General features: G+C 65.7%; 16 protein-coding genes. 10 read left to right on the top strand and 6 right to left on the bottom strand.

Annotated elements, in window-relative coordinates; translation table 11 throughout:
* The first annotated feature begins 38 nt into the window (after positions 1 to 38).
* From glgC to KUV62_RS18265, 6 genes are read left to right on the top strand one after another with little or no spacing between them, the layout of a single operon-like run.
* Positions 39 to 1,304 (top strand): glucose-1-phosphate adenylyltransferase, encoded by a 1,266-nt coding sequence (glgC, locus tag KUV62_RS18290; RefSeq protein WP_222605167.1) that lies wholly within the window; start codon positions 39 to 41, stop codon positions 1,302 to 1,304.
* Entirely contained in the window at positions 1,301 to 2,713 is a 1,413-nt protein-coding gene (glgA, locus tag KUV62_RS18285) for a glycogen synthase GlgA (RefSeq protein ID WP_222605166.1), read from the top strand. The genes glgC and glgA overlap by 4 nt, the downstream gene beginning before the upstream one ends.
* Positions 2,710 to 4,767 (top strand): glycogen debranching protein GlgX, encoded by a 2,058-nt coding sequence (gene glgX, locus KUV62_RS18280; RefSeq protein WP_222605165.1) that lies wholly within the window; start codon positions 2,710 to 2,712, stop codon positions 4,765 to 4,767. Before glgA ends, glgX begins: the two co-directional genes overlap by 4 nt.
* The gene (malQ, locus tag KUV62_RS18275) at positions 4,764 to 6,620 is read left to right on the top strand and encodes a 4-alpha-glucanotransferase (RefSeq protein WP_222605164.1); all 1,857 of its coding nucleotides are present in this window, start codon (positions 4,764 to 4,766) and stop codon (positions 6,618 to 6,620) included. Before glgX ends, malQ begins: the two co-directional genes overlap by 4 nt.
* 12 nt (positions 6,621 to 6,632) lie before the next feature.
* A complete protein-coding gene (locus KUV62_RS18270; RefSeq protein WP_222605163.1) occupies positions 6,633 to 8,267 on the top strand; it encodes an alpha-D-glucose phosphate-specific phosphoglucomutase in 1,635 nt (544 codons plus the stop codon).
* A 6-nt stretch (positions 8,268 to 8,273) separates the two neighbouring features.
* A complete protein-coding gene (locus KUV62_RS18265) occupies positions 8,274 to 9,158 on the top strand; it encodes a DMT family transporter (RefSeq protein ID WP_222605162.1) in 885 nt (294 codons plus the stop codon).
* A 153-nt stretch (positions 9,159 to 9,311) separates the two neighbouring features.
* Here KUV62_RS18265 and KUV62_RS18260 read toward each other — a convergent pair whose 3' ends face one another.
* Positions 9,312 to 10,460 (bottom strand): mechanosensitive ion channel family protein, encoded by a 1,149-nt coding sequence (locus KUV62_RS18260; RefSeq protein WP_222605161.1) that lies wholly within the window; start codon positions 10,458 to 10,460, stop codon positions 9,312 to 9,314.
* Positions 10,461 to 10,691: 231 nt separating this feature from the next.
* Between KUV62_RS18260 and eno the strand changes: the two genes are divergently transcribed.
* Together eno and KUV62_RS18250 are read left to right on the top strand one after the other, a co-directional pair.
* Positions 10,692 to 11,966 (top strand): phosphopyruvate hydratase, encoded by a 1,275-nt coding sequence (eno, locus tag KUV62_RS18255; RefSeq protein WP_222605160.1) that lies wholly within the window; start codon positions 10,692 to 10,694, stop codon positions 11,964 to 11,966.
* 323 nt (positions 11,967 to 12,289) lie between these two features.
* Positions 12,290 to 13,645, top strand: a complete 1,356-nt coding sequence (locus KUV62_RS18250; protein ID WP_222605159.1) for a P-loop NTPase fold protein — start codon at positions 12,290 to 12,292, stop codon at positions 13,643 to 13,645.
* A gap of 367 nt (positions 13,646 to 14,012) precedes the next feature.
* Here the strand turns inward: KUV62_RS18250 and KUV62_RS18245 are convergent, their stop codons facing one another.
* Together KUV62_RS18245 and KUV62_RS18240 are read right to left on the bottom strand one after the other, a co-directional pair.
* Entirely contained in the window at positions 14,013 to 14,417 is a 405-nt protein-coding gene (locus KUV62_RS18245) for a cell division protein ZapA (protein ID WP_222605158.1), read from the bottom strand.
* Positions 14,414 to 14,956, bottom strand: coding sequence for a hypothetical protein (locus KUV62_RS18240; protein ID WP_222605157.1), 543 nt, complete (start codon positions 14,954 to 14,956; stop codon positions 14,414 to 14,416). The genes KUV62_RS18245 and KUV62_RS18240 overlap by 4 nt, the downstream gene beginning before the upstream one ends.
* 231 nt (positions 14,957 to 15,187) lie before the next feature.
* Here KUV62_RS18240 and tkt point away from each other — a divergent pair, with 231 nt between their 5' ends.
* Positions 15,188 to 17,206 (top strand): transketolase, encoded by a 2,019-nt coding sequence (tkt, locus tag KUV62_RS18235; RefSeq protein WP_222605156.1) that lies wholly within the window; start codon positions 15,188 to 15,190, stop codon positions 17,204 to 17,206.
* Between the two features lie 363 nt (positions 17,207 to 17,569).
* On the opposite strand, the gene KUV62_RS18230 is transcribed toward tkt, so the two are convergent.
* Positions 17,570 to 18,538, bottom strand: a complete 969-nt coding sequence (locus tag KUV62_RS18230) for a DUF808 domain-containing protein (RefSeq protein ID WP_222605155.1) — start codon at positions 18,536 to 18,538, stop codon at positions 17,570 to 17,572.
* Between the two features lie 269 nt (positions 18,539 to 18,807).
* On the opposite strand from KUV62_RS18230, the gene gap reads away from it, so the two are divergent.
* Positions 18,808 to 19,815, top strand: coding sequence for a type I glyceraldehyde-3-phosphate dehydrogenase (gene gap / locus KUV62_RS18225; RefSeq protein WP_222605154.1), 1,008 nt, complete (start codon positions 18,808 to 18,810; stop codon positions 19,813 to 19,815).
* 406 nt (positions 19,816 to 20,221) lie between these two features.
* On the opposite strand, the gene KUV62_RS18220 is transcribed toward gap, so the two are convergent.
* Entirely contained in the window at positions 20,222 to 20,680 is a 459-nt protein-coding gene (locus KUV62_RS18220) for a DNA polymerase III subunit chi (RefSeq protein WP_222605153.1), read from the bottom strand.
* A gap of 59 nt (positions 20,681 to 20,739) precedes the next feature.
* Positions 20,740 to 22,212 carry a leucyl aminopeptidase gene (locus KUV62_RS18215; protein ID WP_222605152.1) on the bottom strand — a complete coding sequence of 491 codons (1,473 nt, stop codon included), beginning with the start codon at positions 22,210 to 22,212 and terminating at the stop codon, positions 20,740 to 20,742.
* Between the last annotated feature and the right edge of the window lie 86 nt (positions 22,213 to 22,298).

Here is a 22,298-nt window from a genome sequence, read left to right as displayed (position 1 = left end):
CGGGGGAGAGGCGACCGGACAATGTAGGAGGAATGGACATGCCTTGGACGAACCAGAGGCTGTCGGGGCGAAGCATGGCCTTCGTTCTGGCGGGAGGTCGCGGCTCGCGGCTGCACGAGCTGACCAACAGCCGGGTGAAACCGGCGGTCTATTTCGGCGGCAAGGCACGGATCATCGATTTCGCGCTGTCGAACGCGCTCAACTCCGGCATCCGCAAGATCGCGCTGGCGACCCAGTACAAGGCGCACAGCCTGATCCGCCACTGCCAACGCGGCTGGAATTTCTTCCGCGCCGAGCGCAACGAGTTCCTCGACATCCTGCCCGCCTCGCAGCGCGTCTCGGAAGGCATGTGGTATCGCGGCACCGTCGATGCGGTGGCGCAGAACATCGACATCATCGACAGCTACGATATCGACTACATCGTCATCCTCGCCGGCGACCACATCTACAAGATGGATTACGAGGCGATGATCCGGCAGCATGTCGAGACCAGCGCCGAGGTCACCGTGGGCTGCCTCACCGTGGACCGCCCGGAGGCCAGCGCCTTTGGCTGCATGGCCGTCGACAGCCGCGACCGCATCACCTCGTTCCTCGAGAAGCCCGCCGACCCGCCGGGCCTGCCCGACGATCCCGAGAAGACCCTCGTGTCGATGGGGATCTATGTCTTCAACTGGCATTACCTGCGCGAGCGGCTGATGGAGGACATGGCCAACGATGCCTCGAGCCACGATTTCGGCAATGACATGATCCCCGAGATCGTCGCCAAGGGCACCGCACAGGCCCACCGTTTCGAGGACAGCTGCGTGCGCTCGCGGCCCGATGCGCCGGCCTACTGGCGCGACGTCGGCACCGTGGATGCGTTCTGGAAGGCCAATATCGACCTGACGGATTTCTCGCCCGATCTCGACCTCTGGGATCGCGACTGGCCGATCTGGACCTATTCCGAGCTCGTCCCGCCGGCCAAGTTCATCCACGACGAGGAAGACCGGCGCGGCTCCGCCGTCAGCTCGATGATTTCGGGCGGCTGCATCGTCTCGGGCACCGAGATCCGCAATTCGCTGCTCTACACCATGTGCCACACCAATTCCTACGCCTCGCTGCAGGGGGTGGTGGCGCTGCCCTACGTCAACGTGTCGCGTCACGCGCGGCTTACAAATGTTGTCATAAACCGCGGTGTACATATCCCCGAGGGACTCGTCGTCGGCGAGGATCCCGAGGAAGACGCCAAGTGGTTCCGCGTCACCCAAGGTGGCGTGACGCTCATCACCCAGCGCATGCTGGATCGGAGGGAAGCCGAGAAATGACCAAGGTCCTGTCCGTCACGTCGGAATGCGTGCCGCTCATCAAGACTGGAGGGCTCGCGGACGTGGCGGGCGCGCTGCCCGGCGCGCTGGCTGCCAAGGGCGTCGAGATGCGTACCCTGCTGCCCGGCTATCCCAAGGTGATGGCCGAGGTCGGCCGGCGCCGCAAGGTGGCCGAATGGGATGACCTGTTCGGCGGCTTCGCCCGCGTCTATCGCGGCGCGCTCGGCGACCAGGTGCTCTACGCGCTCGACGCGCCGCATCTATTCGACCGCGATGGCGGCCCCTATCTCGACAGCCACGGCCGCGATTACCCCGACAACGCTGAGCGCTTCGCGGCGCTCTCGGTGGCCGCGGCGATGATCTGCGCCGACGGCATCGAGGGCTGGTTTCCGCAGATCATGCACTGCCACGACTGGCAGGCCGGCTACGCGCCGCTCTATCTCCGCGAGCTTGGCGCCAGCAATCGCGTCGCTTCGCTGATGACCATTCACAACATCGCCTTCCAGGGCCTGTCGCCCGCCTCGATGATCTCCCGGCTCGGCCTTCCGCGCTCGGAATTCAATGAGCGAGGATACGAATACTGGAACAATATCAGCTCTTTGAAGGCCGGTCTTGTCTACGCGGATAAACTCTCGACCGTCTCGCCCACCTATGCCTCCGAGCTGATGACCGAGGAATACGGCATGGGGCTCGACGGCGTTCTGCGCGAGCGTCAGGAGGATCTCTCGGGCATTCTCAACGGCATCGACGAAGCGCTTTGGATGCCGCCCTACACCAGCCCCGAGGGCAAGGCCGAGCACCGCGCCGCGCTGCGCGACGAGTTCGGCCTGCCGGACTGGCCCGGCCCGGTCTGCGTGCTGGTCTCGCGGCTGACCGAGCAGAAGGGGCTCGACATCCTCCTGCAGGCCCTGCCCGCGCTGCTCGACCGCGGCGGACAGCTGGTGCTGCTCGGCAGCGGCGACCGGGTGTTCGAGCGCGCCTTCCAGGGCTATGCCGAAGCGCATCCCGGCGTCGCGGTCCAGATCGGCTATGACGAGGCGCTGGCGCGGCGGATGATCGCGGGGGGCGACGCCATTCTCGTGCCGTCACGATTCGAGCCCTGCGGCCTCACCCAGCTCTACGGGCTGCGCCACGGCACCCTGCCGGTGGTCGGCCTGACCGGCGGGCTCGCCGACACGGTGATCAACGCATCGCCTGCAGGATTGGCAGCCGGTGCGGCAACGGGGCTCCAGTTCCACCCGTTGACCGCGCAAGCCCTTGCGCAGGCCCTGATGAAACTGGTCAATCTCTACCAGGATCGAGATACCTGGACGAAGATGATGACCAACGCGATGGCCGCCCCGGTGGGCTGGGACCAATCCGCCGCCACCTACGCGGCGCTTTACGCAGAGATGGTCCGCCCCGCATGAGCGGACCGGAAATGCTGGCAGGATGCGCCGCGCCGCTCGGGGCGAGCTTCGACGGCGACGGCGTCAATTTCGCCGTGTTCTCGGAGCATGCCGAGGCCGTCCATCTCTGCCTCTTCGACGAGCACGGCACCGAGACCGCGCGGCTGCCGATGCCCGAGCGCGATGGCGATATCTGGTATGGCCGCGTGCCCGGGCTGATGCCGGGCCAGCTCTACGGATACCGCGTCGAGGGGCCGTTTGCGCCGCGCGAGGGCCATCGCTTCAACCCCGCCAAGCTGCTGATCGACCCCTATGCGCGCCGCCTCACCGGCCATCCAACCTGGCACGCGGCGCTCTATGGCGGCGCCGAGGCGCCCGACCCGCATGACAGCGCCCGCTACATGCCGAAATGCGTCGTCGAGGACACCAGCTATGACTGGGGCCGCCATGAGGCGCCCAACACGCCGCTCGAGGAAAGCATCATCTACGAGGCCCATGTGAAGGGTCTCACGAAGCAGTTTCCCGGCGCCGACCACCCGGGGCATTTCCTCGCACTGGCCTCCGACCCGGTGCTCGAACACCTGATCAAGCTCGGCATCACCGCCGTCGAACTGCTGCCGGTGCAGGCCTTCCTCAATGATCGCTTTCTGGTTAAGAAAGGCCTCGTAAACTATTGGGGTTACCAGACTTTGGGTTTTTTCGCGCCCGAGCCGCGCTACCTCAGCCACGGCCGGCTCTGGGAGTTCCAGTACATGGTTGCCCGGCTGCACTCGGTCGGCATCGAGGTCATCCTCGACGTGGTCTACAACCACACCTGCGAGGGCGACGAGAACGGGCCGACCTTCGCCTTCCGCGGGCTCGACAACCGCTCCTACTATCGCCTGCACGAAGATAAACGCTTTTATATCAATGATACAGGCACCGGAAACACGGTGAATATCGAGCACCCGATGGTGCTGCGCATGGTGCTCGACTCGCTGCGCTACTGGTCGACCACCATGGGGGTCGACGGCTTCCGCTTCGATCTCTGCTCGACGCTGGGGCGCACCGAAACCGGCTTTGACCCGAATGGCGCCTTCTTCAAGGCAATCCGGCAAGATCCTGTTCTTGCGACGAAAAAGCTTATCGCGGAGCCTTGGGACATCGGCCCGGGCGGCTATCAGCTTGGCAACTATCCGCCGCCCTTCGCCGAGTGGAACGACCAGTATCGCGATGGCGTCCGGCGGTTCTGGCGCGGCGATCTTGGCCATGTGCCGGTGATGGCCGACCGGATCACCGGCTCGGCCGGCCTGTTCGATCATTCCGGCCGCCGGGCGACCTCCTCGGTCAACCTGCTCACCGCCCATGACGGCTTCACCCTGATGGACGTGGTGAGCTATACCGAGCGTCACAACGAGGCCAACGGCGAGAACAACCGCGACGGCCACGGCGAGAACTATTCCGACAATTTCGGCGTCGAGGGCCCCACCGGCGACACGGAGATCAACGAGAAGCGCGCACAGCGCCGGCGCAACATGATGGCGACGCTGCTGCTCAGCCAGGGCACGCCGATGATCCTCGCCGGCGACGAGCTCGGCAATTCTCAGAACGGCAACAACAACGCCTACGCGCAGGACAATGAGACCGCCTGGATCGACTGGGAGGCCGCAGACGAGGATTTCCTTGCCTTCACGCGCTGGCTCATCAACTTCCGCAAGGCCCACCCGATCCTGCGCCAGAAGCGCTTCCTGCACTCGATCCCGCGCAAGGTCGACGGCGTGACCGACCTGTTCTGGTGGCGCCCCGACGGCGACGAGATGAGCCGCGCCGACTGGACCAACGGCCACATGCGGGTGCTTTGCGCCGAGTTCCGCATGGCCAGCGGCACCCCGAAATACGCGCAGCGCGAGGAGGCGATCTATCTCGCCTTCAATTCCGGCGATGCCACCGCGCTGACTCTTCCCAAATTGCCCGACGGCTTCTGCTGGGTGCGCCATGTCGACACGGCGAACCCCGATTTCATCGCCGAGCGGGTCGGAGACACCATCCAGATGGCCGCCAATTCGGTGCTTGCCCTCGTGGAGGAACCGGTATGAGCGACACGATCCACGACCGCGCACTGAAGGCAGGTATCATTGCTGAATTCAGGGATTTGCACGGCGAAACGCAAGTGGCGAGCGAAGAGAGCAAGGCAGCGCTTCTGGCCGCCATGGGGCTCGAGGATGCGCCTGAGCGCACAGAGCCCGAGCTGCCGCGCTGGCATGTCTGCGAGCCGGGAGAGCCGGTCGGCGTGGTGCCCGCCGGCGCCTGGCAGCTGACCCGCGAGGATGGCAGCCAGACCGAGGGCCGCGGCGCGTTGCTGGAGCTGCCGCTGGGCCGGCACCTGCTCGAGAGCGATGGCGAGCGTTGCTGGCTGCTCTGCGCGCCCGCGCGCCTGCCGCTGCCGCGCAAGCTCTGGGGCCTGATGGCGCCGCTGGCCTGCCTGCGCAGCGAGGCCGAGGGCGGGCTCGGCAGCTACGAGGATCTGGCACGGCTCGCCGAGGGCATCGGCCCCACCGGCGCCGCCTTCCTCGGCATCAACCCGATCCACGCGGGCTTCCTCACCGATCCCGGCGGGTTCAGCCCCTACACCCCCTCGCATCGCCGCCGTGTCGCGCCGCTCTACCTGCCGACCGCCGCGAAGGCAGAGGCGCCCGGTCCGATCCTGATCCTGCCCGAGGAACTGCCGGCGCGGATGGCAGCGCTCGAGGCGGAGTTCCGCGCCGCGCCGCCGGGCCCCGGCTTCGACGAATATCTGCGCCATGAGGGCGCCTCGCTGCACCGATTTGCGACCCACCAGGCGCTGTCGGAGAGGTTCGGCGCCTACTGGGACAGCTGGCCTGCGGCCTACCACGATCCCGACAGCGCCGAGGTGGCGCAGGCGGCGCATGATCTCTCGGACCGGGTGCGCTTACACGCATGGCTGCAATACGCCTCCGAGGGCGCGCTCTCCGAGACCCAGAGGCGGGCGCAGGCCGCGGGGCTCGAGCTCGGGCTCTACCTCGACCTCGCCGTGGGCACCCACCCGCATGGCGCTGAGACCTGGGAAGACCGCGAGAGCTTTGCCTTCGGTGCCAGCCTCGGCGCGCCGCCCGATGCCTTCGCGCCGCAGGGCCAGAACTGGCACCTCGCGCCGTTCAACCCGGTGCACCTGATCAACACCGGCTTCGAGGCGCTGGCCGCGACCCTGCGCCAGCAGCTGCGCTTCTCCGGCGCGCTGCGCATCGATCACATCCTCGGCTTCGAGCGCGCCTACTGGGTGCCCGACGGCGACCTGCCGGGCGCCTATGTCACCATGCCCCGCGATGCCATGCTGGCGGTGGCCCGGATGGAGGCTGCGCGGGCCGGCGCGGTGATCGTCGGCGAGGATCTGGGCGTGATCCCCGACGGGCTTCAGCACGCGCTGAAGGACAGCGGCATCCTTGGCTGCCGACTGATGTGCTTCGAGCACAGCGGCGATCCGCCCTGGTACAAGGCGCCGCAGGACTATGACGTGGGCGTCATCGCCAGCTTCTCCTCGCATGACCTGCCGACCTGGAAGGGCTGGCGCCAGGGCCGCGAGATCGCCCTGCGCCGTGACATGGGCATCATCCCGGCCGAGCATACCGAGGGCATGATGGGCTTCCGCGGCCGCGAGGTCGAAGGCATGGACGGCGCCACCGCGCCCTATCGCGGTGACCATGCCGCCGAGAGCCCCGAGGCGATGGCCGCGCTGCTGGCGGAGACCGCCTCTTGCATGGTGGCGTTACAGGTCGAGGATATGCTCGAGATGGAAAACCAGCCCAACATGCCGGGAACGGTGTGGGAATACCCGAACTGGCGTCAGCGGCTGCCCGCCGGCGTCGACGAGATCGCGGCGAGCCCCGTGCTTGCAAACGCCGCCCGGATCATGAAACGTGCCGGGCGATAGGAGACTGATATTATGACCAGCATTCGTACCATCCCGACCGAGCCGATCGAGGGCCAGAAGCCGGGCACCTCGGGCCTGCGCAAGAAGACCGAGGTGTTCCAGACCCACCATTACCTCGAGAACTTCATCCAGAGTATCTGGAACGGCATCGGCGGGGTCGCGGGCAAGACGCTGGTCCTTGGCGGCGACGGGCGCCACTTCAACTCGCAGGCCGCGCAGGTGGTGCTGCGCATGGCCGCCGCCAGCGGGGCCAAGAAGGTCATCGTCGGCAAGCGGGCGCTGCTCTCGACACCGGCGGCCTCCAACCTGATCCGCAAGCGCGGCGCCGATGGCGGCATCATCCTCTCGGCCAGCCACAACCCCGGCGGCCCGAAGGGCGATTTCGGCGTCAAGTTCAACGCCGCCAACGGTGGCCCGGCGGCCGAGGGCATCACCGGCAAGATCTTCGACGCCACCAAGGAGATCGCCGAGTTCCACATCGCCGAGAGCCAGGATATCGGCCTGCGCATGACCGACACGGTGATGCTGGGCGAGATGGAAATCGAGATCGTCGACCCGGTCGACGACTACGCCGAGCTGATGGCCGAGCTGTTCGATTTCGATGCCATCCGCGCGCTCTTCAAGTCGGGTTTCCGGATGCGCTTCGACGCCATGCACGCAGTCACCGGCCCCTATGCCACGCGGCTGCTCGAGGAAACGCTGGGGGCCTCGCCCGGCACCGTGTTCAACGCCATCCCGCTGCCGGATTTCGGCGAGGGCCACCCCGATCCGAACCCGACCTGGGCCAAGCAGCTCTGGGACGAGATGATGTCCGACACCGGCCCCGATTTCGGCGCCGCCTCCGATGGCGACGGCGACCGCAACATGGTCGTGGGCCGGCATTGCTACGTCTCGCCCTCCGACAGCCTCGCGGTGCTCGCCGCCAATGCCACGCTGGTGCCGGGCTACAAGGACGGGCTCAAGGGCGTGGCGCGCTCGATGCCGACCTCGCAGGCGGTCGATCGCGTCGCCGAGAAGCTGGGGATCGACTGCTACGAGACGCCCACGGGCTGGAAGTTCTTCGGCAACCTGCTCGATGCCGGCCGTGCCACGCTCTGCGGCGAGGAAAGCTTCGGCACCGGCTCCGACCACGTGCGCGAGAAGGACGGGCTCTGGGCGGTGCTGTTCTGGCTCAACATCCTCGCGGTGAAGAAATGCACCGTGGCCGAGCTGATGGAGGCGCACTGGGCCGAGTATGGCCGCAACTACTACTCGCGCCACGATTACGAGGCGGTCGACAGCGATGCGGCGGCGGGCGTGATGGAGCACGTGCGCGGCCAGCTGGCCTCCCTGCCCGGCTCGACTTTCGGCAGCCTGACGGTCGCTGCGGCGGACGAGTTCGCCTATGACGATCCGGTCGACGGCTCGCGTTCCGAGGGCCAGGGCCTGCGGGTGCTGTTCGAGGGCGGCGGACGCCTGGTGCTGCGCCTGTCGGGCACCGGCACCGAGGGCGCGACGCTGCGCGTCTATCTCGAGAAGGTCGAGACCGATCCCGCCGCCTTCGGCCTCGATCCGCAGGCGGCGCTGGCCGAGGTCATCGCCGCCGCCGAGACCATCGCCGAGATCAAGTCCCGCACCGGGCGCGACGCGCCCGACGTGATCACCTGATCGCACGTGGACACGCTTCGCGCCATCGCGCTGATGGTGGCTTCGATGGCGTTGCTGGCCGCCAGCGACGCCTTCCTGAAGCTCGCCTCGCAGACCGCGCCCGTGGGTCAGGTCATGGTCATGCTGAGCCTTGGCTGCAGCGCGCTCCTCGTTGCGATCGCGCTGTTTCGCCGCGTGCCGCTGCGGCTGACCGACGCCTTCGCGCCGAAGGTCATGCTGCGCAACGTCTTTGAGATGATCGGCGCGCTCGGCATGATCGTGGGCCTGTCGAAGATCCCGCTCTCGCTGATGGCTGCGATCATGCAGACGGCACCGCTGGTGGTCACTCTGGGCGCGGCGGTGTTCCTGCGCGAGCCGGTGGGCTGGCGGCGCTGGCTGGCGATCGGCGTGGGGCTCGTCGGCATGCTGATGGTGATCCGTCCCGGCGGCGCCGCCTTCACCGGCTGGGAGATCTTCCCTGTGGTCGGCGTCACAGGCCTCGCGGCGCGCGACCTGGTCACCCGCCTGCTGCCACCGCAGATCCCCTCGCTCTCGGTCTCGGCTTACGGCTTCGCGGCGATCTTTCCGGTGGGCCTGGCGGTGCTGCTGATCACCGGCGCGCCGCTCTCGGGTGCTGCGCCGACCTTCGCCTACATGGCGGGCGCGGTGGCGGTGACGGCGGCGGGCTATCTCGCGGTGACCATGGCGATGCGCATGGCCCCGGTCTCGGCGGTGGCGCCCTTCCGCTACACGCGCCTCGTCTTCACCGCCGGGCTCGGGATGGCGATCTTCGGCGAACGCCCCGACGGCTGGACCTGGGCCGGCGCCGCGCTGATCCTCGCCGCCGGGCTCTACAGCTTCGTCCGCGAGCACCGCCTGGCTAGGCTCCAGACCGCGGTGCTCCGTCCCTGACATCCGCTCCCGGCCGCAGGGTCCGGCCTGCCTCCGGCGGGGATATTTCTGGCCAGAAGAAGACATGGGCGCTGCGCCCTCGTCTTCTCTGGTTTCCAAGTACCTCGGGGGAGTCGTGGCGCAGCCGCGGCGGGGGCAGCGCCCCCAACCACCCTATCCGCCCAGCACCTCGATCCCCGCCGGCAGCGGCCGGTTGCCGCCGTCCACCGACACCGTCTCGCGGGTGCGCGGCAGGGCCTCGGGCATCTCCTTCTGGATCCAGGTGATCAGCTCCTCACGGATTTCGCAGCGCAGATCATAGGTCCGCGGCGCGTTGCGGGCCGAGGCCAGCACCCGCACCTCCATCACCCTCTCGCGGAAGTCGTTGACCTGCACGTGGCAGACATTGCCGTCCCAGAGCGCCGAGTTGCGGCAGACCTCCTCGGTCTTGGCGCGCAGGCGTTTGATATCGGCGCAGTGGTCGAGGTAGAGCAGCACGCCGCCGATCAGCGAGGAGCTGTCGCGGGTCCAGTTCTGGAACGGCTGCTCGATGAAATAGCTCAGCGGCACCACCAGCCGGCGCCAGTCCCAGATCTTGATCACCACGTATGTGCCGGTGATCTCCTCGACCCAGCCCCACTCGCCCTCGACGATCACCGCGTCGTCGATGCGGATCGGCTGGGTGACCGCGAGTTGGATGCCGGCGATGAGGTTCTTCAGCACCGGCTGGAAGGCAAAGCCCACCACGATGCCCGCAGCGCCGCCCGCCGCCAGCAGCGACACGCCCCATTGCCGCACGCCCTCGAAGGTCATCAGGATCGCCGCGGTGGCCACGATGACGATCACCCAGCCCGCCAGCCGCACCATGATGCGGCTCTGGGTGACGTGCTTGCGGGCGAGGTAGTTGTCCTCGGAGTCCAGGGTGAACTTGCGCAGGTGCACCGTGGTCCAGATGTGCAGCGCCGTGTGCAGCGCCCAGGCCACCAGCACCATGAACGCGATGAGCAGCGCGTGCTGGCCGAAATCGGTCTGCTCCGGGCTCAGCGGCGCCACCGCGACGCCCACGAAGAGCGCCGCCACCACCAGCGCCAACCGCAGCGGGCGGCGGGTCCGGGCGACGAGGCTGCGCCAGAACAGATCCTTCCCGGCGACCGTGCGGTTGAGGATCGCGTAGACCAGCCGGAACACCAGCACGCCCAGCACGAAGAACGCCACAACCACCGACACCGGCATCACCCAATGTGGCAGCACAGGGATCACCGCCTCGATATCGGTGGTGATCTCGGCGACCTGCTGCTCGATCTGATCCAGTTCGTCTTCCATGCGTGCTCCCTGCCGGTGCACGCCTCCTCTCGCGCCCGCGTTCGTTGCCTGTTGCCTCCCTGTCTCCACAAACAATAGCTGCGCCGCGGCATTTGGCAAAACCGAGGCGCCGCGAAAGAAAATGTTAGCGATATCGCGCCACCTACCCATCTGTTAGCGCTGCGCAAGTTTACTTTCGCGCAACGGCTGTTATAGCTCGCTCAAACCCAATTGGAGGCGAGGGACGCACCCATGAGCACCATCATCGACATTCACGCCCGCGAGATCCTCGACAGCCGTGGCAACCCCACGGTCGAGGTCGACGTCATGCTGGAAGACGGCACCCTTGGCCGCGCCGCGGTGCCCTCGGGTGCCTCGACGGGCGTGCACGAGGCGCATGAGCGCCGCGACGGCGACAAGACCCGCTACATGGGCAAGGGCGTGCTCGACGCCGTGGCCGCGGTCAACGGCGAGATCGCCGAGGCGCTTGTGGGCTTCGACGCCACCGAGCAGGAAGCCATCGACGGCGCGATGATCGAGCTCGACGGCACCGACAACAAGGGCCGGCTCGGCGCCAACGCCATCCTCGGCGTCAGCCTCGCCACCGCCAAAGCCGCGGCCGAGTTCACCGCGCAGCCACTCTACCGCTACGTTGGCGGCACCGCCGCCCGCGTCCTGCCGGTGCCGATGATGAACATCATCAATGGCGGCGAGCACGCCGACAACCCGATCGACATCCAGGAATTCATGATCATGCCGGTCAGCGCGGAGAACATCCGCGAGGCCGTCCGCATGGGCTCCGAGGTGTTCCACACGCTCAAGAAAGAGCTCTCGGCGGCGGGCATGTCGACCGGTCTCGGCGACGAGGGCGGCTTTGCCCCCGAGCTCGGCGGCACCCGCGAGGCGCTGGACTTCATCCTGAAGTCGATCGAGAAGGCCGGCTACAAGCCCGGCGAGGATATCTACCTCGCGCTCGATGCCGCCTCGACTGAGTATTACAAGGACGGCAAGTACGAGATGAAGGGCGAAGGCCTGTCGCTCTCGTCGGCCGAGAATGTCGACTACCTCGCCAAGCTCTGCGCCGACTACCCGATCATCTCGATCGAGGATGGCTGCGCCGAGGATGACTGGGAGGGCTGGAAGCTGCTCACCGAGAAGCTCGGCGACAGCGTGCAGCTGGTGGGCGACGACCTCTTCGTGACCAACCCGGCGCGCCTGTCGATGGGCATCGAGCAGGGCGTGGCGAACTCGATGCTGGTCAAGGTGAACCAGATCGGCTCGCTGTCCGAGACCCTGCGGGCGGTCGAGATGGCCCACCGCGCGCGCTACACCAACGTGATGTCGCACCGCTCGGGCGAGACCGAGGACGCGACCATTGCCGACCTCGCCGTGGCCACCAACTGCGGCCAGATCAAGACCGGCTCGCTGGCGCGCTCGGACCGGCTCGCGAAGTACAACCAGCTGATCCGCATCGAGGAAATGCTGGGCGACACGGCGATCTACGCCGGGCGCTCGATCCTGCGCTGAGGGCTGGACGCTCCAGCGGGGGCGTTTGATAGAGATTGTGGAGGGGCGGTGACCTGTGGTTGCCGCCCTTTTTAACTTTCGGGGCTGGAGCTTGTCGGTCGTCAGAAAAATGTCAGCTTACAGCCCGTTCACGACGTTCGCGCTCGGCTTGGCACAGGTCGCCTGTCTTGGCAGGAAGGGCGGGGAAGTGTGCATTCGCTGCAATCCGCACCAAAGACAGCTATGCGAAGTACATCCATCGCTGCAAAGTGTCTGACATGGGTCGACGAGGTTCATCTTCTCCGGCACTACTTGATGAAACCAATGCTTTGAGAAGGCCACAAATGAAACTATTTCCGCAGGATGATGACGTCGTCTTATATGAAACTGGGTTCGAAGATGATGTTCTTGAGCGAAAGTCCATTTCAAACCAGCTGTCTGAACTTGTTGAGCGAATAGAAAATCCGGTTGTCCTTGCGCTCGATGACAAGTGGGGATCTGGAAAAACATTCTTTCTCAAAAGGTGGGTTGCAGCACATACTGCAGAAAACAACGGCACGGCCACAACTATATATTTTGATGCATTTGAAAACGATTATCTCACCGATCCTCTCGTTTCCATCATCACTGCGGTAAGCGCGCGCCTCCCAGATGAGCAAGCCGAAACAGTAAAAAAATGGAAGACCGTTGCGACAAAACTTGCAAAGCCAGCATTGGGTATTGCTCTTTCGGTGGCGACGTTTGGTGCGAAACAGTATTTAGATGAAATGGGAGATGTGATCGCGGACGCAGCGAGCGGCGAAGCCAAAAATGCGGTTCAAGACCTATGGGAGGTTGAAAGAGTCCGAAAAGATGCGATGCATGATTTTCGAAACTTGCTGTCAGAACTAACCCAGAAATCAGCTGCACCGATCGTTATTGTAGTAGACGAGTTAGACCGTTGCCGACCAGACTATGCCCTTACCGTTCTGGAAGTTATTAAGCACTTTTTCTCGGTGCCAAAAGTCCACTTTATACTCGGTGTCAATGGTAAAGCATTGGAGAACAGTGTCAAAGCAAGGTACGGCGCAGACATTGACGCAGAAAGTTACCTCCGAAAATTCATAAATGTATCGTTCTCCCTCCCTCGTGCGATCGGTGGCCGCGGCGAAGTAAGTGTATTTTCAAAATATGCATCCAAACTTATTTCCGACATGGAGCTTCCTCAGCGTGTTTCAGACCGTTGTGTAAGCCTGCTAAAGTGCGTCGTTGATAGCCGTGATGTCTCACTTAGAGATATAGGAAAGGTCTTTTCCAAGGTTGCTTTGGTTCCTGATGAGGTTCACAAGAAAAACTTCAAGGACGGATATATAGATATCCTCTGCGCACTTATTGTCACTTCGGTTGTAGACCCTCAGCTTCACGCGAAACTTGTCTCTGGAGATGCCCAGACGTCGGAACTCCGAGATTATCTCGCAGCGCCCAAAGAAAAAACAATAGAAAGAATCGATGATACTTACAATTCCGCCTACAATCACGAGGTTACGACTTGGCTCGCGACAATCATTTTTTGTTGTGGGAGAGAAGATATAGAAAATGTTGAAGGCTTACCTTCTTGGTCTGAGAACCTTGGGGAGCGGTTTGACCGATTTGGAGTGCGGGATAGGAAATCAATAGCCCCCGGAATCCAGAAAGATTGGGTCGAAATATTTAGGGTTTAGATTTTTCATGTGGGTGTACTTACAAGCATAGGATGCACCTTTCGGAGGTGCTACCAGCGTTTAAGGCTTCCCAAGGATATGCGAACTGACATATCATCTTGGCGGATGAAAGCGGCCATCGGCCGAGAGCTTCATGAGCGGCCGCTTTGGGCCGATAGGGCACATTGTCCGAAACGGCTTCCATCGACCTTGAAAGGGTCGGAACTTTCGCAAAACGGTCATTTATTTATCGAACTAGCACGGAACTGTGCGCTCGCGCTATAGACCCGAGCGCGCTCTCAAAGCCAAGCCTTCAAAAATGCGACCCACGAAAAAGGCGGCGACCACCGGTCACCGCCCCTCCCCAATCTCAAGCCCGAAAGAGCCCTCAGCCCGCTGCCTTGGCCTCGATCTCCTCGGCCACCGCCTCGGCGCGCGCGGCAAGCTCGGCCAGGGTGTCCGACACGCTCGCCGGGATCACCGGGACCTCGACCTTCTCCGGCGCCGGCAAGGGCCGCTCGCGGAGCTCGCGCAGTTCCTCGGCCATCTCGCCCAGCTTGTCCTCGGCCTCGCGCAGACGGTCCTCGAGACCGGCGGTCTTGTCGGCCAGCATCAGCCCCGACATCAGCAGCATCCGCGCCTCGGGCATCCGGCCGATCTGGTCGACCAGCACCGAGGCCTCGGTGTCGAGCATGCGCGCGGCGGTGAGCAGGTATTGCTCCTCGCCCTGCTGGCAGGCGACGTCGAAGGTCCGGCCGCCGATGTTGATCTGAACTTCGATCTGCTGGCTCATTGCGCCGCCTCCTCTTCGCCGGCGGCCTGCGCCAGCATCGGCTCCAGTGCGCCGAGCACCGCGCGGGCCTCGGCCGCCTCGGCGGCGCGGGCAGCGCGTAGCGCCTCGAGCTCGGCCAGCATCGCCTGGTTGATCAGATGCGGCTCGCCGAGGTTCTCGGCCAGCGCCTCGCGCATCTCGGTGCAGCTCTTGAGCAGCGCGTCATTGGCCTGGCGCAGGCGCTGGAGCTCGCCGTCGAGCGCCTGCATGCCCTCGCGCTGCGCCGCGATCTGCTCCTGCAGCGCGGCGTCGGGCTCGGCAGGCTCTGGGGCCTCGGGCTGCGCCTCGAGCTGGTCGTGCAGCGACCTGACCCGCGCCTCGAGCTGGGCGTTGGCCATCTTCTCATCCTCGAGCGCCGCGTTCAGCCGCGCGATCTCCTCGGCGGAGCCGTCATCCACCGGCTCGAGCGCCGGCTGCGGCGCCTCGAGCGCCTCGACGCCCTTTGAGATGCGGTCGAGCGCCCGCGTCATCCGTGACTGCAACTCGTCAATCTGGCTCATCTTGCCCTCTCTCGATCTGCCTTCGAGGCCTGTCGCGTCGATCGTTGCGAATCGAACCCGCCCCGTTTCGGAACAGTTTATCAAGCGCCGGGGGAAATTGCGCCCCATATGTCCCAAGTGGTTACGGGCGGGAATTCACCCACCGGCGCCGCCTTGACGGCGCTAACGCTTGATCTTCGGCCCAACGCTGCTATTAGCCCCGAAACGGCTCTGGGATAGAGAGGAGTTCCCGTGGATATCAATGCCCTTCGAGATGCACATCCGGATCACTGGATGCGTGCCACTGCCATCCGCGCACTGACGCTCGACGCGGTCGCCGCGGCCAATTCGGGCCATTCCGGCATGCCCATCGGCATGGCCGACGTGGCGACCGTGCTGTGGTCGAAGCACCTGAAATTCGACGCGAAGAACCCGACCTGGCCGGATCGCGACCGCTTCATCCTGTCGGCAGGCCACGGCTCGATGCTGCTCTATGCGCTGCTCTATCTCAGCGGCGACGAGCAGATCACCCTCGATCAGGTGAAGAACTTCCGCCAGTGGGGCTCGCGCACTGCGGGCCACCCGGAGAACTTCCACGCCGACGCCATCGAGATGACCACCGGCCCGCTCGGCCAGGGCATCGCGCATTCGGTCGGCTTCGCCATGGCGGAAGAGATCCTGCGCGCCCGCTTCGGCAAGGCCGCGATCAACCACCACACCTATGTCATCGCCGGTGACGGCTGCCTGATGGAAGGCGTGAGCCAGGAGGCCCTCGGCCTCGCCGGCCGCTACGAGCTCGGCCGCCTGATCGTGATGTGGGACAACAACGACATCACCATCGACGGCAAGGTCTCGCTGTCGGACCGCACCGACCAGGTGGCGCGCTTCAAGGCGTCGGGCTGGCACGTGCAGGAGATCGACGGCCACGATCCCGAGGCCATCGACGCCGCCATCACCGCCGCCAAGAAGGTCACCGACAAGCCGTCGATGATCGCCTGCAAGACCCACATCGCGCTGGGTCACGCCGCGCAGGACACCTCCAAGGGCCACGGCGCGCTGACCAATGCCGAGCAGAACGCCGACGCCAAGGCGGGCTGGGGCTGGACCACCGGCCCGTTCGAGGTCCCGGCCGAGATCAAGAGCTGGTGGGAAGAGATCGGCAGCCGCGGTGCCGCCGAGCGCGAGGCCTGGGACGGCCGCATCGCCGCCATGTCCGACCGCAAGCAGGCCGAGTTCGCCCGCACCATGGCCGGCGAGGCGCCCAAGAAGCTCTCCTCCGTCGTCCGCGCGCTGAAGAAGCAGAGCTCCGAGAACGGCCCCAAGGTCGCGACCCGCAAGGCCTCGGAGATGGTGCTCGAGGTGATCAACCCGGTGATGCCCGAGACCGTGGGCGGCTCCGCCGACCTCACCGGCTCGAACAACACCAAGACCGGCGACATGGGCGTGTTCGACACCGACAGCCGCGGTGGCCGCTACGTCTACTGGGGCATCCGCGAGCACGGCATGGCCTCGGCGATGAACGGCATGGGCCTGCATGGCGGCATCCGCCCCTATGGCGGCACATTCATGGCCTTCACCGACTATGCCCGCCCGGCGATGCGCCTGGCCGCGCTGCAGCAGACGCCGACGGTCTTCGTCATGACCCATGACAGCATCGGCCTTGGCGAAGACGGCCCGACCCACCAGCCGATCGAGCACCTGGCGATCTCGCGCGCGACGCCGAACACCCTGGTGTTCCGCCCCGCCGACGTGGTCGAGACCGCCGAGGCCTGGGAGATCGCGCTGACCCAGAAGAGCACCCCCTCGGTGCTCTCGCTGACGCGTCAGAACGTGCCGACTGTGCGCCACCAGCACAAGACCAACAACCTCGTCGAAAAGGGCGCCTACGTGCTCGCCGATGCCGAGGGCAAGCGCCAGGTCATCCTGATGGCCACCGGCTCCGAGGTCGCCATCGCGCTCGAGGCGCGCGATCTGCTGCAGGCCGAGGGTATCGGCACGCGCGTGGTCTCCATGCCCTGCTTCGAGCTCTTCGAGGCGCAGGACGAGGCCTACCGCAAGCGCGTGCTGCCGGGTGGACCGGTGCGCGTGGCCGTGGAAGCCGCGACCCGCTTCGGCTGGGACAAGTGGCTGCTGGGCGAGCGCGGCCGCGAGGCCAAGGCGGGCTTCGTGGGCATGGACGGCTTCGGCGCGTCGGCCCCGGCCGAAACCCTCTACGAGCAGTTCGGCATCACCGCCGAGGGCGTGGCCGCGAAAGCCAAGTCGCTGCTCTGAGCCCTGCGCTCTCTCATGAAACAGGAAAGCGCGCCGCATCTGCGGCGCGTTTTTTTTCGTCTTCGTCCCTCTCTCACGAGCAAAAGGCGCCGCCGCGTCATCGCCTGCCCGCGGGGTGGCGAAACGACTCTTGATCCTCTCGATTCATCCCAGCCAAGTCCGAAAGACCTCGACACGACGCGCGGGCGTCACCAGATCGTCAGCCCGGGGCGGGTCATGCCGAAGGCTTGCCTCTGGCATTACCGATTGCGCGCCTCCGGGCGTTTGCTTGCAAACGCCTGCCGGCGACACAACGCAAAAACGCGATGTGTGAGAGGCGGTCTACGGCCTTGATTCCGCGTCAGTAACCCGCTGGGATCCTCCTCAATGCGCCTCTTTTGCGCCCCCGAAGAGCGGCATCACCAGCTTGGTGACGACCGGCACCAGCACCAGCCCCCAGGCCAGTCCTACGACAAAGTCCATCGCAGCCGTTGCCAGCCACAGCACCGCCCCCTGCCACTGCTCGCTTACCGCCTGCTCGGCGATCACCGCGTAATGGTGGATGAACTCCTCGGGCGCGTGCCAGCCGATCTGCGCCAGCGAGTGGATGATGATCGAGCCGCCGACCCAGAGCATCGCCGCGGTACCGACGATGGAGAGCAGCTTCATTACGTAGGGCATGCCCTTGACGATGCCGCGCCCCACCGCGCGGGTGACCGAGAGCTTGCCCACCTGCGTCAGCCACAGACCGACGTCGTCCATCTTCACGATCAGCGCCACCGCGCCATAGACCAGCGCCGTGATGCCCACCGCGACCAGCGCCAGCACCACCGCTTGGATCCAGACCTCGGGGGCCTCGATGGTCGAGAGCGCCAGCGTCATGATCTCGGCGGAGAGGATGAAGTCGGTTTTGATCGCGCCCTTCACCTTGGTCTCTTCGAGATGCGCCGGGTCGCCGACATCGTGGCTGCCATCCGGCCCGCCGGAATGCTCGTCATGCGGCATCACCACATGAACCACCTTCTCGGCCCCCTCGAAGCACAGGTAGGACCCGCCCAGCACCAGGAGATACGGTACCAGCCACGGCGCGAACGCCGCCATCAGCAATGCCGCGGGCAGCAGGATGATCAGCTTGTTGAAGATCGAGCCGCGGGCGATCCTCCAGATGATCGGCAACTCGCGCGAGGCCTCGAAGCCGTGCACGTATTTCGGCGTCACCGCGGCATCGTCGATCACAACGCCCACCGCCTTGGAGCCGGCCTTGGCGGCGTGGGCCGAAATGTCGTCGACGGAAGCCGCCGCGATCTTGGCGATGCCCGCCACGTCATCGAGTAGCGCCAGAAGCCCGCTCATGTCTGTCTCCGTTCCTGCGTCTCGCACAACCTAGCCGACGCCCTGCCCGGTTCAAGCACCGTCCGCGATGAACCGGCCGAAGCGGCCCGCGCACGCCGTTACCGCAACCGGCCGGAGGCCCGTTTGAAATGGCTCGCAAATGTTAGCGCAACCCACATGTTTATCGCTAACATACTGTCTTTTCTCAACTTTTCACGTTGAGATTTCGGTGTACGTCCGTATACACACTTTCGGAAAATTCGCTGCCACAGCCAAGAGGACATCTCCCCATGACCGTCACTGTCGGGATCAACGGCTTCGGCCGCATCGGCCGCTGCACGCTGGCCCATATCGCCGAAAGCGCCCGCAACGATGTGCAGGTGGTGAAGATCAACGCCACCGGCCCGATCGAGACCTCGGCCCACCTGCTGCGCTACGACAGCGTGCACGGGCGCTTCGGCGGCGACGTGAAGGTGGTCAACGGCAACGCGCTGGATCTCGGCCGCGGCCCGATCGACGTCATGTCGACCTACGAGATGGGCGAGCTCGACTGGACCGGCTGCGACGTGGTGCTCGAGTGCACCGGCAAGTTCAACGACGGCAACAAGGCGGTGCAGCACATCCACCAGGGCGCCAAGTCGGTGCTGATCTCGGCCCCGGCCAAGAACGTGCAGAAGACCATCGTCTACGGCGTCAACCACCGCGAGCTCGTGCAGGGCGACGTGATGATCTCGAACGGCTCCTGCACCACCAACGGCCTCGCGCCGCTGGCCAAGGTGCTCGACGAGGCGATCGGCATCGAGAGCGGCGTGATGACCACGATCCACAGCTATACCGGCGACCAGCCGACGCTGGATCGCCGCCACAACGATCTCTACCGCGCCCGCGCCGCGGCCATGGCAATGATCCCGACCTCCACCGGTGCCGCGAAGGCACTCGGAGAAGTATTGCCAAATTTGAAGGGAAAGCTTGACGGATCGGCCATTCGTGTGCCAACTCCTAACGTCTCGGCCGTGGACCTGACTTTCCAGGCGTCCAAGGACGTGACCGTCGAGGATGTGAACGAGATCGTGCGTGAAGCAGCCTCCGGTCGGATGGGAATGGTCCTGTCCTATGACCCGGAGCCGAAGGTCTCGATTGATTTCAACCACACGACGGCCAGCTCGATCTTTGCACCCGAGCAGACCAAGGTCGTCGGCAAGCGCACCGTGCGTGTGCTCGCGTGGTATGACAACGAGTGGGGCTTTTCCGCCCGTATGGCGGATGTGGCCGCAGCAATGGGTCGCCTTCATCACTGATGGAGCGGCCTCGGTCCTGACCCCACATCGAGGGGCGGCGGAGGGGAGACCGCCGCCCCTTTTTGCGTCTTAAGGGCCGCCATCGTCTAAAGGCCGCCAACCTTCGCTTTAAAACCGTGCTCCGCTTGCGGCGGGCGCCACGACGCCCGTCCCGCAACAAACGCTCCTCTCAGACGCAGCCCCCGCACGCGCGGCCTTTGAACCGAGAGCCTCAGGCGCCGGTCACGTGGCGAAACCTTGCAAGAGGCACGGTCGCGGCGGGCCTCTTTGCCGGTGGGATCGCTATGTCGGGGGGATCGTGAAATCGCGATCTTGGGTGCCGATAGGAACAGCGCGCCGCATGTCTTGCCCGGGACGGCACCATGGCAGGCCGGAGCGCCAAGCCCCGGCCGCCGGCAGAAAGCCCTCAGGCTTCCGCTTTCTTCTCCCAACGGCCGCTTTCTTCCGACCAGTACTGCGCCTTGCAGCCCGCGCCGGTGAGCGCCCGCCATTGGCCGCGCGCCGCGTCGAGCGCCATCGGGTCGTGGCCGTCGAAGAGGATGCAGACCCGCTCGAGCCGGTTGACCTCCTCGGGCTCCACACCGGCCCCGTCCACCGCCATCAGGCAGGCGGGATCGTTGGGCAGGGCCTCCTGCACCGTCAGCAGCACCGGCTGCAGCGCGTCGTGCTTCCCGCCCGCCTGTCCATGCGGCAGGAAGCTCTCCTCAGGCCCCATCCAGAGCCGCTGGTCGAGCCAGTCCATGCGCCCGGGATCCGTCCCGCGGACCGCCACCCGCCAGCCCGCCGCCAGCGACTTCTCGAGAAGCACCGGCAGCGTCGCCTCGAGCGGACGCTGGGTCAGGTGGTAGAAATAGGCCGCGCCCATGTCAGCCCCCCGCAACCGGGGGGTGCGGCGCGCGGCGCGCCGGAACCGCGGTCATCGGCTCAGCTCCCCTCGCTTTCGAAACCGTCCCGCACCAGCCGGTCGAGCGCCATGACGCCCCAGCCGGTGGCGCCCTTCGGCGCCAGCGTGCTCTCCGCCTTCAGCGAGGCGACGCCGGCGATGTCGAGGTGGATCCACGGCATCTCGTCCTTGACGAAGCGCTTGAGGAACTGCGCCGCGGTGATCGAGCCGCCGGGGCGGCCGCCGACGTTCTTCATGTCGGCGATGGGCGATTTCAGCATGTCGTCATAGGCCTTGCCCAGCGGCATCCGCCATGCGCCCTCGCCCTCGCTCTCGGCGGCCTTGAGGAAGCCCGCGGCGAAGCGCTCGTCGTTGGAATAGACTGCGGCATTCTCATGCCCCAGCGCCACGATGCAGGCGCCGGTCAGGGTGGCGAGATCGACCATGGCGGCGGGCTTCTCGAATTCCTGCGCGTACCACAGCACGTCGCTCAGCACGAGGCGGCCCTCGGCGTCGGTGTTGATGACCTCGATGGTGTCACCCTTCATCGAAGTGACGACATCGCCCGGCCGCACCGCGTTGCCCGAGGGCATGTTCTCGACCAGCCCCACGAGCCCGGTGACGTTGGCCTTGGCCTTGCGCAGGGCCAGCGCCTTCATCACGCCCGAGACGACGCCGGCGCCGCCCATGTCCATCGTCATGTCTTCCATGCCGCCGGCGGGCTTCAGCGAGATGCCGCCGGTGTCGAAGACCACGCCCTTGCCGACCAGCGCCAGCGGCGCGCCCTCGCCGCCCTTCCAGCGCATGATCGCCAGCTTCGAGGGCGAGACAGAGCCCTGCCCGACGCAGAGCAGCGCGCCCATGCCGAGCTCTTCCATGCGGTCTTCCTCGATCACCTCGACCTCGACACCAAGCTCGCGCAGCCCCTCGAGCCGCGCCGCGAACTCGGTGGTCGTCAGCACATTGGCGGGCTCGTTGACGAGGTCGCGGGTGAAGAACACCCCGCCCGCCACCGCCAGCAAGGGCGCCGCGGCGGCCTCGATCTCGTCGGGCTTGGTGCAAAACACCTTGGCCGCAGCCAGCGGCTTGCCCTTGTCGCTCTTGTGATCGGTAAAGCCGTAGCCGCGCAGCGCCAGGCCAAGCACCACCTGCACCAGCCAGATCTGGCTCTCGCCCAGCACCGTCACCGCGCCCGAGCCCGCCGCCTTGGCGATGGCGGCGCCCGCCTTGCGCGCATCGGCAACATCCGGCCGGCGCTCGAGCTTCACGATATCCACCGCGTCGGCAGCCATCCCCGAGGGATAGGACAGGCTCACCACGCTGCCGGCGGGCTTCTTGGCCCAGCCCTCGTCGGCCACCGCGCGGGCCACCGCGCCCTTGGTCAGCCGGTTCAGCCGCCGCGCACCGCGCCCGAGCTTGCCCTCGCTGTCGATGAAGACGGCAACGCGGCCTTCCGCGCCCGCCAGGGCGTCGAGATCGGTTTCGGCAAAGGTGAACTCGCGCAGATCGGTCATCATGCTCTCCTGTTGGCTTTGCCCAGAGTCGTAGAGCCGCGTGACGGCATTGACCAGAGGCAGCTTTTCCAGCACATACCGATCCG

The sequence above is a fragment of the Salipiger bermudensis genome, from assembly GCF_019801965.1.
Classification (GTDB): domain Bacteria; phylum Pseudomonadota; class Alphaproteobacteria; order Rhodobacterales; family Rhodobacteraceae; genus Salipiger; species Salipiger bermudensis_A.
The sequence above is the reverse complement of the archived record's forward strand: the minus strand, read 5'-3'. Positions and strand labels throughout refer to the sequence as shown.